This is a genomic window from Mesotoga sp. (genome assembly GCF_035363035.1).
Classification (GTDB): Bacteria; Thermotogota; Thermotogae; order Petrotogales; family Kosmotogaceae; genus Mesotoga.
In genome coordinates, this window is the sequence record NZ_DAOSEH010000009.1 from 1 (window position 1) to 13868 (window position 13868).

The 13868-nt window shown below is 49.9% G+C and carries 10 protein-coding genes; 7 read left to right on the forward strand and 3 right to left on the reverse strand.

Going from position 1 to position 13868, the window contains the following annotated elements; translation table 11 throughout:
• Positions 1 to 2 precede the first annotated feature (2 nt).
• Genes PKX57_RS02915 through PKX57_RS02945 form a run of 7 tightly spaced genes read left to right on the forward strand, consistent with a single transcriptional unit; the run spans position 3 to position 10062 of the window.
• Positions 3 to 725: a ZIP family metal transporter gene (locus PKX57_RS02915; protein ID WP_472415970.1), complete on the forward strand. Its 723-nt coding sequence runs from the start codon at positions 3 to 5 to the stop codon at positions 723 to 725.
• A 23-nt stretch (positions 726 to 748) separates the two neighbouring features.
• Positions 749 to 3529: an O-antigen ligase family protein gene (locus PKX57_RS02920; protein ID WP_472415972.1), complete on the forward strand. Its 2781-nt coding sequence runs from the start codon at positions 749 to 751 to the stop codon at positions 3527 to 3529.
• A gap of 52 nt (positions 3530 to 3581) precedes the next feature.
• Positions 3582 to 5492 (forward strand): methionine--tRNA ligase, encoded by a 1911-nt coding sequence (gene metG, locus PKX57_RS02925; protein ID WP_213922255.1) that lies wholly within the window; start codon positions 3582 to 3584, stop codon positions 5490 to 5492.
• A 21-nt stretch (positions 5493 to 5513) separates the two neighbouring features.
• Positions 5514 to 7937, forward strand: a complete 2424-nt coding sequence (gyrA, locus tag PKX57_RS02930; RefSeq protein ID WP_213922254.1) for a DNA gyrase subunit A — start codon at positions 5514 to 5516, stop codon at positions 7935 to 7937.
• Positions 7938 to 7968: 31 nt separating this feature from the next.
• Entirely contained in the window at positions 7969 to 8595 is a 627-nt protein-coding gene (lexA, locus tag PKX57_RS02935) for a transcriptional repressor LexA (RefSeq protein WP_213922253.1), read from the forward strand.
• 49 nt (positions 8596 to 8644) lie between these two features.
• Positions 8645 to 9103 (forward strand): ribose 5-phosphate isomerase B, encoded by a 459-nt coding sequence (gene rpiB, locus PKX57_RS02940; RefSeq protein WP_213922252.1) that lies wholly within the window; start codon positions 8645 to 8647, stop codon positions 9101 to 9103.
• Positions 9100 to 10062, forward strand: a complete 963-nt coding sequence (locus PKX57_RS02945) for a histone deacetylase family protein (protein ID WP_213922251.1) — start codon at positions 9100 to 9102, stop codon at positions 10060 to 10062. Before rpiB ends, PKX57_RS02945 begins: the two co-directional genes overlap by 4 nt.
• A 62-nt stretch (positions 10063 to 10124) precedes the next feature.
• Here the strand turns inward: PKX57_RS02945 and PKX57_RS02950 are convergent, their stop codons facing one another.
• From PKX57_RS02950 to PKX57_RS02960, 3 genes are read right to left on the reverse strand one after another with little or no spacing between them, the layout of a single operon-like run.
• Positions 10125 to 12596: a BamA/OMP85 family outer membrane protein gene (locus PKX57_RS02950; RefSeq protein ID WP_470745669.1), complete on the reverse strand. Its 2472-nt coding sequence runs from the start codon at positions 12594 to 12596 to the stop codon at positions 10125 to 10127.
• A complete protein-coding gene (locus tag PKX57_RS02955; protein ID WP_213919631.1) occupies positions 12586 to 13149 on the reverse strand; it encodes an ATP-binding protein in 564 nt (187 codons plus the stop codon). The genes PKX57_RS02950 and PKX57_RS02955 overlap by 11 nt, the downstream gene beginning before the upstream one ends.
• Positions 13140 to 13865: a PHP domain-containing protein gene (locus PKX57_RS02960; RefSeq protein ID WP_470745668.1), complete on the reverse strand. Its 726-nt coding sequence runs from the start codon at positions 13863 to 13865 to the stop codon at positions 13140 to 13142. The genes PKX57_RS02955 and PKX57_RS02960 overlap by 10 nt, the downstream gene beginning before the upstream one ends.
• Positions 13866 to 13868: the final 3 nt, after the last annotated feature.

Consider the following 13868-nt stretch of genomic DNA (forward strand, 5'->3'; position numbering starts at 1 on the left):
GAATTCTTTATAGTTTGGTGGCAGGCCTGGCAACCACTCTGGGAGCCCTGCCCTTTATGGCGATGAAGAAGGGTATATCCAGGCGAACCCTGGATATACTTCTAGGCTTTGCGGCCGGCGTGATGCTTGCGGCGACGGCCTTTTCTCTCGTCGTACCTTCGATAGAGCTGGGGGGACCGCTGAGATTTGTTATAGGGTTCGCCCTCGGAGGGATCTTCGTCGATATAATGGACAAGCTCGCTCCGCACGAGCATTTAATAAAGGGATACGAAGGACCTCTAGAACACTCGAAAGTCAGCAAGATATGGCTCTTCGTGATCGCCATAACGCTACACAACTTTCCGGAAGGAATGGCTGTTGGAGTCGGCGCCTTCACGGCTGAGGCTCTGGTCATCGCCGTGGCGATCGGTGTACAGAACATCCCCGAAGGGGCAGCAGTTATGGCCAGCCTGGTGGGAGCTGGTTACAAACCCACCCGCGCGCTCAAAATTTCCTTTCTCACCGGAATGGTAGAGGTTGTCGGAGGTCTTCTCGGAGCGATACTCATAAGTGTGGCGAGACCGCTTCTCCCTTACGCCATGGCCTTCGCGGGCGGCGCAATGCTCTTTGTAATAAGCGATGAAGTAGTGCCGGAGACCCACAGTGGCGGCTTTGAAAGAGCCTCTACCTTTTCGCTGATATTTGGCTTCATAGTGATGGCTCTACTTGACAATATTCTTGGGTGAGGTGAAAGATGATGAAAACGACGATGAAAAAGATGAATAAGGTGCTGGACTTCGAAATACTGGTATATCTGGTCATGACACTGCTAATACCTCTGTTCGTGACCAAGGGCTTCACCCACGAGCCTTCAACGGCTAAACATTTCTTCTACGTCGTTGGCTTTGCTCTGATACTTTTGAGTGTGTTGATAAGGAAGAAACGGGTGGACTTTGAATTCAATTACGTTCATATGGCGCTTCTGGGTATAGGGGTGGCGGCCCTGCTATCTCTGATAACCGTAGCCGTGGACAACCCCCAGTACATGAGATACACTCTCGAAGTCGCTCTTTATACACTCTTTCTAGGATTGACGGCGATATATATATCCAACAAGTTCGACACGATAGAAAAAATCGAGATAACGCTGCTTTTTTTCATCATAGGCGCTTCGGTAGTGTCGATCGACGCATTGCTCAATTTCTACGCGGGGTGGGATATCTTTCTGGGGAAGGTGGGCGAACCCTTTGCCAGGGCTTCGGCCAGATCGACGATTGGAAACCCGAACTTCGTTTCCGACTATATGGGAATGACGATACCGCTCGTTTTCTATTTCATAATATCGAGGAAACCTCTGGCCTTCTTTTTTAAAGGGTTTGGAGGTCAGCTGATCTTGAAGATAACGATGGCGACACTACTGGCCCCTATGGTGGCCGCCGTTTTCGTATCGCAGACCAGGACCGTCATTACCGCTATATTCGTTGGAAACGTCGTCTTCCTGCTCGCATATGTGTTTCTCAAAAAGAACAGAAAACCCGAATTGTCCGACGACCCGGCGGCAGGAAAATTCAGAAGACTGTCCTTAATCTTTCTAGCGATTGCCCTGATAATAGTCGCAGTGCTGGCCTTTCTTTACCTGACGCCTTCTTCGCTGACCGGTCAGGGTGACATCAATATCACCGCCAGACTTGAGTACGCCCTGACCTCTTCGGGCTCTTGGAAGGAACGTTTTTCGGCCTGGAAGAACTCGATCGTTCAGTGGCTCGATAGCAACAACAGACTCAGGATTCCTTTCGGTACGGGAATAGGAACTTTTCAGCTCTACCACCTGCTTTACAGTCCGCAGGTGCTCGACAGCAACCCCGACTATATGATCGTATGGAACAACTTCAAGAGAACCCACAACGATTATATTCAAGGCCTGGGTGAGATGGGTCTGATAGGTTTTGTCTTTATAATCGCGATGGTGGCCTTTCTGGTTTTGAAGTTTTTCAAAACTCTTCTCACAATAGACAACAAAAGAGATTTACTTTTGTACGGGGCGCTCGGTGCGGGGATTTTTTCCTTCGCCGCCCACAGTTTTTTCGAATTCCCCCTCCACATGCAGCCGAATCTTATGCTTGCGCTCTTCATATCGGCCCTGGCCATGGGAAAGTACTTCACCGGAGGTTCAAGGAAGCTCGACCTTTCCAGAACCCTTCTTGCAGGGCTGTTGATTCCACTGGCCGGAGTGATAATTTTTCTAAAAGCATCCGCTTTTCTGGGTGAAGGCTACTTCAGAATGGGGCAGACAGATCAGCAGTACTACCAGGCTTACTACAACCAGGCCCAGAGTCTTGATATAGAGGCGCTTCAGGAATTGCAAAATGGCATTGACTCTTTTTCCGGAAACTACAGCTACCTGGCCGACGTCGGTGCCTATATGGAAAAGAAGGGCAACGAGTTGAAGACCAAATACCCCGGGGCCAGTCCGATCGAGCTGCTCGAAGCGGCCGATCATGAAAGACTGAGCGAAATATCCAGATTGAAAACTGAGATCAACAACCGTCTTAGACAGTACGATACCTTAATGGACAGGGCGCTTCAGTATTACGAGGGAGCTATCGAAAATTTCAAAAGATCGAACAGGATATATCCGGTGCTTGGAAAACCGCTCTGGTATCTCGCCGGACTCGGTATGAAATCCAACCATCTCGAAGAAGCAAAAAACAATCCGGAGCTCATGTTCGACGTTCTCACGGGCGAGGGTGAATTCACATCCGACATAATCCCGGAATTCAAAGGCAGTTTGGAAGTGATTCCACTTCCGGAGAGAGAGATAAGGACCCTGCCGTTTAGGGAGATAGTATCGCATAATAAAGCCGCCTTCAGCAATCTCGAGCTTGCAAACGGACTCCAGCTGTACTTCATCACCCAGCTACAGATGATACTGGATGCAGCCGATTATTATGAATCGTCGGTGATACTCTTCAGCGAAAGGCAGACGCCCAGAATACTCGGGAGGCTTTACAGCAGCGTCAACAGCGAGCTTAAGAAATACTACAACTTCATAGACGCCCGAAACTCGCTCATTCAAAGCGCCTTTGGAAGTCCCCAAGAGTTCAAGAAGATAGTTTTCGACACCATAGACATGGCCGCCGAAAAGGCTTTATACTGGTTCGACCTGGCTGTCAGACTTCTTCCGGGAACCTGGAACCGTTACCCGGACTGGGAAAATGTATATCTCGAATACATGACATCTATAGAAACCGTAGGGCGTTCTCTCGCAGAGAAAAGCCGGTTGCTCCTCTCGGTGGCCGAAAGACATGTCTGGGCCGCCGAAAACATGGGACCTGATTCACCCAGTGACACCTTTCAATACGCCATCGCCTGGGGCAACAACTACCTGTCCGGTGAAGAGCTGAACGAATATAGATTGAAATTGAGGGAGATCTACGCCGGAGTGGTGGAGATGAACCGGGAACTCATCAAAAACGGCGATTCGATCCCGGAGACCAGGAAAGAGAAAATCAACACTCTTATCGGGCTTTATGAGTCGCTCCAGATGTAATTCTGGTATACATTCAAATAGATTAGTGCTATAATATTCGAGGAGGTGTCCTGTGAAAGGGAGATACTATGTAACCACGCCTATTTATTATATAAACAGCGAACCGCACATCGGTTCGGCGTACACCACCATAGTCGCCGACGTCGTATCAAGATACAGGAGGCTTTCAGACAGCGATGTTTTCTTTCTGACGGGGACCGATGAACATGGTCAGAAGGTCCTGAGCGAGGCCGTATCGAGGAAGATGGACACACAGAAATACTGTGATATTTTGGCCGGAAAGTTCAGGCAGCTGTGGAAAGAGCTTGAGATAAGTAACGACGGTTTCGTGAGGACTACTGATGACTACCATATGAAGGCCGTTCAGTTCTTCGTAAACAAAATGAAGGAAAAGGGAGACGTTTACAAAGGCAAGTACGAGGGATGGTACTGTGTTCCCGACGAGACTTTCTGGAACAGAGAAGATCTTAAGGAAGGAAACCTCTGCCCCGAGTGTGGAAGAGAAGTAAAATGGGTAAGCGAAGAGAATTACTTCTTCAGGCTTTCGAAATACAACCAGGCCCTCATAGATCTCTTCAACGAAAACCCGGAGTTCGTTCAACCCGATTTCAGAAGGAATGAAATGATGAGGATTCTGGAAGCCGGTCTCAAGGATCTGAGCATAACCAGGACCTCTTTCGATTGGGGCGTTCCCATGCCCGAAGATCCCGAGCACGTAATATACGTATGGGTTGACGCCCTGATAAACTATCTCAGCGCTATCGGCTATCCCGACAACATGGAGATGTTCCAGCGTTACTGGCCGGCCAACGTTCATCTAATAGGCAAAGAGATAAACAGGTTCCATTCGATAATCTGGCCGGCCATGCTGATGTCGGCAGATCTTCCGCTCCCCGGTCAAATCTACGCCCACGGATGGCTTACGATAAACGGTCAGAAGATATCCAAGTCGCTCGGAAACGCCGTCAGCCCCAGAGAGTTCATAAAGATCTACGGGAACGACGCTCTGAGGTATTATTTGCTAAGGGACATACAGTTCGGCAGAGATGGCGACTTCTCCGAAGATAACCTGATCGGGAGGATCAACGCAGATCTGGCGAACGATCTGGGAAATCTCCTTCATAGAACCGTCGTGATGATCGACAAGTTCAACGGCGGGCTGGTACCACGTCCAGCGGAGAGAAACGGGACCGATGACGAATTGATTGCCCTGGCCGAAAGGACTTTCGTTACATACAGAGAGTCTATGGACGGCCTGCGTTTCACACAGGCCCTGGAAGCGGTATGGGAGCTTATAAGATTCGCCAACAAATACATAGACCTCACCGAGCCGTGGAAGCTCGGAAAAGACCCCGCGATGAAGGGGAGGATAGACACCGTACTGCACAACCTGGCCTGCGCACTGAAAAATATCTCGCTGATGATAGAACCCGTGATGTTCCACACGGCCAGAGAAATAAGGTACAGACTCGGAATCTCAGGCGAGATGAACCTCGCCGATCTTTCGTGGAGCAAATTGCCTGGAGATATGAGGGTCAGTCACGGGGAGCCGATCTTCCCGAGGATAGATCTTACTACGCACAAGAAGGTGACGGAAATGGACGAAGAAAAGGGAAAATTACAGGAGCAGGAAGAGAGTTTGATCGACATAGAGAGTTTTTCGAAAGTCGAAATGAGGGTTGCACTGGTGGAAAGGGCGGAAAAGGTCGAAAAGTCCAAGAAACTGGTCAAATTGCAGCTGGATCTTGGAGAGCTTGGAAAAAGGCAGGTCGTCGCCGGCATAGCCCAGCATTATGGCCCGGAAGAACTGGTGGGTTTGAAAGTGATAGTGGTTGCCAATTTGAAGCCCGCAAAACTCATGGGGATCGAATCTCACGGTATGATACTCGCGGCCAAGGCCAACGATACACTGACGTTGCTTACGGTTCACAAAGATATGACTCCAGGAGCGAAGATTTCATGAGGAAAGAGGGAGGTCTTATCTTTGTCTGAAGAGATCATCCACAGAAATATAGACGATGAACTGATAAATTCATACATGCTCTACTCGATGAGCGTCATAGTGGGCAGGGCCATTCCCGACGTGAGGGACGGTCTGAAGCCCGTACAGCGCAGGATACTGTACGGAATGTCCGAGCTTGGACTCAGGCACAATCAGAGCTTCAAAAAGAGCGCCCGTATAGTTGGAGAAGTGATGGGAAAGTTCCACCCGCACGGGGATGCCGCCATATACGACGCCCTCGTTAGACTTGCCCAGGACTTCTCGATGCGTTATCCCCTGGTTGAAGGCCAGGGAAACTTCGGCTCCATAGACAGAGATCCCCCTGCCGCTATGAGGTACACCGAAGCACGCATGGAAACTCTTTCCGAAGAGCTCCTCCAGGACATAGACAAGAACACCGTTCCGATGCTTCCCAACTTTGACGGTTCTTTGCGCGAACCCGACGTTCTGCCGGCAAAAGTACCCAATCTCTTGCTGAACGGCACTTCGGGAATAGCCGTCGGCATGATGACCAGCATACCTCCACACAACCTGACGGAGGTAGTGAACGCTCTGGGACTTATGATAGAACAGCCTGATTGCGACATAGATGCCCTTCTTGCCCACATAAAAGGTCCAGACTTCCCCACAGGCGGAATGGTGATGGACGGTCGGACCATATCCTCCATATACCACGAAGGAAAGGGAAGGATCATTCTGAGAGGCGTTGCCGAGATAGAAGAGATCAAGGGGAATCAGTATATAGTCGTCCACGAGATCCCTTACAACATTTCCAAGGCCGATCTTATTCAGCAGATAGTCGTTGCGGCACAAAACGTGCGCGATATTCAGATCAGGAACATAAGAGACGAGTCGGACAGGAAAGGGCTCAGAGTCGTAATCGAGCTCAAACGGGGCGCCGATCCGAACGTCGTTCTAAATCTTCTCTTCAAACACACACAACTCCAGACGACTTTCAGCGTGAACATGCTGGTGATCGACGAGAAGAAACGGCCCAAGGTGATGAACCTTAAACAGATGTTACAGGCCTTCCTCACCCACAGGGTCAGCATAATTCGTGCGAGAGTTGAATACGAACTCGAGAGGGATTCCAAGAGGGCCCACATAGTGGAAGGTCTCACCAAGGCTTTGAGATCCATCGATACGGTGGTCGATATCATAAGGAATTCTTACGACGACGAAGCCACCAAAAACCTCATGGAAACGCTCGATATAACACAGGAACAGAGCGCCGCGATTCTAGATATGAAGATGGGAAAGCTCACCGGAATAGAGGTAGAGAAACTGCTCAAAGAATACCGTGAGCTCGTCGCAAGAATCAACGAATACAGGAAGATACTCTCAAACGAAACCGAGGTTTACTCGATCATAAAATCAGAACTTGAGGAGTTGAAGAATAAGTACGGAGATGCCCGCAGAACCAGAATAGACCTGGGAAACGGTACGGACTTCGATATCGAGGACGTGATACCCGACGAGGAGATAGTGGTTCTTGTCACGAAACGCGGTTACATAAAATCCACGCCTCTGGAGAATTATCGCAAGCAGGGAAGGGGCGGAAAAGGTGTAATCGGTGTCAGGACGAGCGAGGAGGACTTCGTGGTGAATATTCTGACCACCACCAGGCTCAGCAAGACCGTGATCATCACCTCGAAGGGGAAGGCCTATGTCTTGAGCAACTATCTGATAGACCATTCTTCGAGAGATGCCAAGGGAAAACTCCTTGCCAATTACATCAAGATAGAGTCCGACGAGTCCGTCCAGGCCGTTCTCTCCATAAGGAACGAAGAAGTCGAAGGCAAGTATCTGGTAATAACGACGAAATCAGGCAAAATAAAAAAGACGCCTTTTGAGGCCTTCCTGAACGTCCGCAGCTCCGGAATCAGGGCCATAGGTCTTGCCGAAGACGACAGAGTGATCGACGCATCTCTCACCGTTGAGGAAAGCGATACGATAATCATTTCCACCAGATACGGTATGGTCATAAGGTTCCCGCTGGAACAGGTCCGAACGATGGGAAGGAGCGCGGCCGGCGTTATGGGGATAAGACTCAAGAAGAGCGACGAAGTGGTCAGCGCTAACGTTGTCAGGGCCGACGACGACAGGTTCCTCTTCACGGCCACCGAAAAGGGCGGCGGCAAAAGAACCGATATCTCAGAATATAGATGTCAGAACCGCGGCGGCATGGGAGTGAAAAACATTTACGGCCTCGAGCGTATAGGAAACGTTATAGGAACGCTGGTCGTGACGGGCGAAGACGAAATCATACTCGCTACCCGCGGCGGAATGTCCATCAGGATTCCTATCGATCAGGTCAGATCTACCGGTAGAGTCACCAAAGGGGTGCGTATCGTAGATCTTAAAGAAGAGGATATAGTTGCCAGCATGGCCGTAGTTGTGGAATGAGGGTTTCAGAGAGAATAGGGGGTGTCTGGCATTGACATTGACAGAGAAGCAAAAGAAGATTCTTGAGTTTATCGAGAACTTTATCAAGCTTTACGGCTATCCGCCGAGCATAAGGGACATCTGTCGAGACTTCGATATTTCCTCTCCCAGAGGTGTGGCCAAACACCTTGAATCTCTGGAGAAGAAGGGTTACATCGAACGTACCGGTGTTTCGAGGGGAATAAGGGTCCTCAAAAGTCCGGACGGCACCTCGATAGAACCGGGTAGCGATGTCGTGATGCTTCCCGTGATCGGTACTATAGCAGCTGGAGAAGCAGTCCAGGCTATTCAGGCCGAAGAGGAGAACATACCTGTTCCACTGTGGATGATCCGGCGCGGCTTCGAGTACTATATGTTGAAAGTCACCGGCAACAGCATGATCGACTCACATATCATCAGCGGAGATTTCGTTATAATCAGAAAGCAGGAATGGGCTAACAACGGCGACATAGTCGTGGCGCTGATTGATGAAGAGTACGCCACTTTGAAGAGATACGAGAACGAAGGGCAGAAGATACGGCTAATACCATCCAATCCAGATATGCTGCCGATGGTTATAGAAACCAGCAGGGTGAAGATTCAGGGAAAACTGTCTGGAGTTCTCCGCTGGTACAAGTGATCATCACGTAATAAAAACCGACTCTGTCCCGACAAACCTGGAGGATATGATGAAGTTATCCATAGCATCTGACCACGCTGCTTTTGAGCTAAAATCCTTTATAGCTGAGTATTTGAAGAAGACCCACGAGGTCGTGGACCTCGGCCCCGAATCGTCGGAAAGTTCCGTCGATTATCCAGACTTCGCGCGTGGTGTCTGCAAATCTGTGTTGAGCGGTGAAACCGAACTCGGGATCCTTCTCTGCGGAACGGGTATTGGAATGTCGATGGCCGCGAACAAATACAGGGGAATCAGAGCGGCCCTCTGTCTCTTTCCGGAGATGGCTGCGCTGGCCAGAAGGCACAACCACGCCAACGTGCTGGTCCTCGGTGGACGACTCATGGGTTCTGAACTCGCCACATGGACGGTTGACACATTTCTTTCGACTGCTCAGGAGGGCGGCAGACACGCCAGAAGAGTCGAAAAGATCGAATCGCTCCCCGGCGAAGATCTGGAGCGATCGAAGTGAAGATCTATTACGATAGACGCCATCTCTTTCATCTTCCTATGAAGGAACTGGATAACGGCGAATGGATAGAGAATCCCGAAAAGCCCGAAAGGATAGAGACGATCCGGAGTGCCCTCGAAGAAAAGGGCTTTGTGATAAATGAACCGAAGGACTACCATGTCTCTCATGTGTTCGCTGTTCATACGTCCGAGTACGTTGAATGGCTCAAACAAAAGAGTATGACCGTTTCGCCAAAGAGGGAGTACTTCCCCGAAGTATTCGGATACGATAAGCTGTTCGATACAGGTACACCAGTCACGACAGGCTGTTATATCGCTTCGCTCGCCGGTGTCTCGACGGTCCTCAACTGTGTTGATTCATTACTGGATGACGAGACTGTCGCCTATGCGCTCTGCCGTCCGCCCGGTCATCACGCCGGGGTAGCCACCGGAGGCGGCTATTGTTACTTCAACAACGCCGCGATAGCAACGAAGTATTACCAGAAGCACACCAGAGGGTTCGTAGCCGTACTGGATCTAGATTTCCATCATGGTAACGGAACTCAGGAGATTTTCTACTACGACGATACCGTACTTTATGTCTCCATACACGGGGACCCCAGGGTCTTTTATCCGTGGATAAGCGGAAATTCCTGGGAGATAGGCGAAGATTCAGGTGAGGGTTTCAACGTGAACTTTCCGCTCGATGGGGACACCGAGGGACCCGAATACATGAGAACTCTGACCAAAGCGCTACAGGAGATCAACGATTTTTCACCGGACCTACTGGTGGTGTCTCTTGGGACGGATACACACGTAGCCGATGGAGTGGGCCATTTCAAGCTTATAGATTCGGATTTCTCCATGATGGGAAAACTGGTTGGAGAGATTGAAACACCCAAGCTGGTCATCCAGGAAGGAGGCTACAATCCACAGGCCAATGCTGTTTCCGTTTTGAATTTCCTCAAAGCTTTGAAATAGATTGTCTATTAATAAAGAACAGGTGCGACCGTCGGTCGCACCTGTTCTTTTGACTTTCCTATTCAAAAGGCCGGACCGAAACCAAAGAAGGGCGTCCCATAGTAAAGCTTCCCATCAGCGGCGCTTTTCCCGGCCAGATAGGAGTTGTATCCGTACCCGAGTCGCACCATTCCGATTATAGGAATGCTTATATCCAGACAGACACCGAAATCCGCCACGAAGTTGCCACCGATAATGTCTCCCGTACTGACCTGTCTAAAGAAGACGAGATCTCCGAATCCAACCAGGTCGACCGGAACCGAAGCCGTCTCAGGTGTAAGCGGGTATCGCAACTGCGCCGACCCCACCGTTACCCCGTAGGAGTTTTGACCGATACCTTGAGAGCCTCTGACTCTTATGTACATGTCCGGAGATAGGAGGTAACTTCTGTAAACTCCGTAGGGGGAGAGAGGAAAGAGCTGATCGGTCTTTATTCTAAAACCCAGAACGGGATCGCCTATAGACATGAAGTGTGTATATTCGCCGCTTACAGACAGGAAGAGCTTGTTGTCCTTTCCGAACAGCCCTCTAAGAGTCAAACCCGCCCCGAACTCCGTTCCCATGGTCGGGCGAAAGATGTCGTCTCTGGTGGAGAATTTGTAACTCAATCCTGTGAACATCCCGTCGAAACTCTGAAGAACGGTTCCAGTATCGATGGTTCCATCGATCTTAGTCTTGGTGGCGACATCGCTCGTCGATCTTATATACTCGTAACCGGCTGTCACACCTACACTTTGATCAGGCGAGATGTTGTATATGGGGGTCAGGGAAAAGAGGAACTCCGTTTCCTGTGATTTCGAAGTCACTATCGTGTCTGTTGAATCGACAGTGGTGGTGAAACCGGAAAACTTCAACTTGGCTGAAGTATCCAGATTCAGGTTGGTACCGCCGATCTTAGGGATCGAATAGCCGATCGTGGTATCCAGAGATGGACTTCTGGTGGTGGTTTCCGTTCCGTTCTTGGTTATAACTACCTCTTTGTTGTTTGGAAGAGGTAGCGTGACGCTGAGGTTCGTGGATATCTTCTGACCGTATCCCCAGACGTTTAGGAGACCAAGATCGAGATAAATGTTCAGACCGTTCTGCCATCCACCACCACCGCCTATCCGGTTGTTCTTGTTGCTGTCTTCTAGGGTGATCTCCACGTCTATCGCATCTACCCCGACCGGCACCGGAACTATATCTACTTTGGCGAAGTAGCCCGTGTTGTTGAGGAAGGCGTAGGTATTCCTCAGCTCCTCGAGCGAGAGAACTTCGTTCTTCTTTATCACAATCTTGTCGTATATTAGATAGTCTTTGGTTTTTTGTGGGCCCACGAAGGAGACCTTCACATCTCTAACAGTGGGTTCTGTGATCTTGAAACTGAAAAAGCCTATCTTGGAATCTATGACGGGTTCGACCCTTATGAAGGGGTACTCCCTTTGAGTGTAGAGATCCTGCACCGCCTGTATAGCCTTTGCCGCGGTTTCATTGTCCACTTCCTGACCCTCGATCAGTCCCGATGCCATGAAGATCTCGCCCTTGGGTATCTTGACGTTTCCCTCCACAAAAACGCTCTTCAAAATGAAGGGAGAGCTGACATACTCGACAGGAACGAAGGAGATCCGCATGGACAGTGCACTGCTTTCCTTGACGTTTTCCGGAAGGGTGACCTGTCTCACGTTCTTCAGGGTACTGTTGAAAGAGAGGATCATGGCCTGGTAGATACGTTCGTCGATACCCCACTGACCGTTGGGATTGGCGTAGTAGGTCGAGTATATGGTCTGTATGGCTCTGTTTACATCCTCAACTCTGGGTATATACTTTTTCTTCGAGTTTATCCACCTTATGAGTGGAGACGTATCGTAGTACTGCTTCAAATAATTTAGTTGAGTCTTGTCGAGCAGGTATTTCACGGTATCTGCCGAGAAAGGCGCGTCTATCGTGACTTCCCATAGGTACGCCACTTTCACGGTGAAAGTGACCTTTATCTTGTCGGTTATCTTCCCCGAGACTATATCGGCCCTGTCTTTGTCGGTTGTCCATTCGATCGTGGCGAAGGGCGGTATGTAACCTTTGCTGAGAAGAACCCCTTCCATCGCTTCGAGCGTCATGGGGATTTCGAACATGAGTCTCGAAGGATTCAGCGGTTTCCCGCTTTTTATGGTAGAGGTAGCTTCCAGCGTCTCCTTCTCCACTATTTTGGGGCCTTCGAAAGCCACCACGACCTCCACGACCGGGTACTCTTTCACCTGTATGGTCAGGAGCCTTGAGCTTTCATCGTACTGGTAAATGATCGAAGAAAAGTAACCGCTCGCTTCAAGTCTTGCGACGGCCTCTTTCAGGTCGGATTCCGAGATTTCTATGTTTCTCTCGACCTTTAAAATCTCCAGGACTTCACCGTCGGAAACTACCCTGTTGTCGAGAATCGCGATTCTTGAAGGAACGATGCTCCCGAAGGCAAAACAGAACAGTGCAGCAAACAAAAAAGTAAGGACTCGCTTTTTAACGGACATCTGAATAACCTCCCAGCGAATTTTCAACTTCTTGAAGAAGATCCAGGATCATCTTCATTTTGACTGGAGTTGTGAAACAGTTGTTCCCGAGAGCCTCTCTGAACTGTGACGATTCAACGGCGTATCCGTCGTCGTCTAGACTCCTCTGTATGTACCAGTCTATCTCTCCGTTCATGGTTATTATCGAAAAGAGCGACATAGCGACATCGCCGACGGGCTGACAGTCGACATTCGATAGCATGAAGAGGGAGCTCACGGTCGTACCCTTTCCGAGACTGGACTTCAGCTCGAATTCTCCGCCCGTAGAGAGTGCGGCGAATTTCAGCATAGGAAGTCCCAGTCCGAATTTGACTTTCTTACGCTTTTGAGTATAGAAGGGATCGAGAACCGATTCCTGAAGCTCCTCGGGTATACCCCTTCCGGCATCGCGGACTGTGAAGCGGAAGGTACTGTCCCTCTGTTCCTCGATATCCAGCCACGCCTTTTCAGTCCCCGATTCAACGGCGTTCTGAGCGATATCTACAACATGATCACATAGAGTCCTCAGTCCCATATTATCTTCACACGCTTTCCTCCTGAGGTCAGCGCCGCTTTGAACTCGTTGAAAATCCTTTTCTCGGCCATCATCGAAATCGTAGGTCTCACGAGGTTCAAACTGTGAGCGTCGCTCGAGTGGATTATGTTATCGGTCTTGAGATCGATCTTCTTCAAACTTTCTCTGAAGGAAACTTCCACCGGAATATCCCTGTAATTCTCCGGTATGAAGCCCAGTTGAATTACCAGGCCCATCTTTCTATCGACGTGGGCCAGAACGCAAACGCCTCCGCGCTCTTCCACCGTGGAGATCGCCTCGTCGATACCCAGAAGCGCCGGCTGGCCCAGCCAGATGTTTTCCATAGAGGTGAAAGAGTCGTCTTCACCTGCGTAAAGCTGATAGCCGGAGATCTCGGGATCAATCTCGATTCTGTTCAGCTTCTCATCCAGCAACCACCGGGAGTATTCCTCCGCGACGGAGATGTCGGGAAAGTAAGCTAGAACATGCACATCTTCGAGAGTGTGGATTTCCATACCCGGAATCACGGCGATACCCAATCTCTTCAGCACCTCCGTGAAAACCCTGACGTTGCCGGCGCTGTTGTGGTCTGTTATGGCTATCCAGTCAATACCCCTCTCACAACAGACGCGCGCGATTTCATTAGGAGTCATTGTGATATCTGCGCACGGCGAAAGACAACTGTGAATATGAAAATCACAGAAGAAGGATTCCAAAGA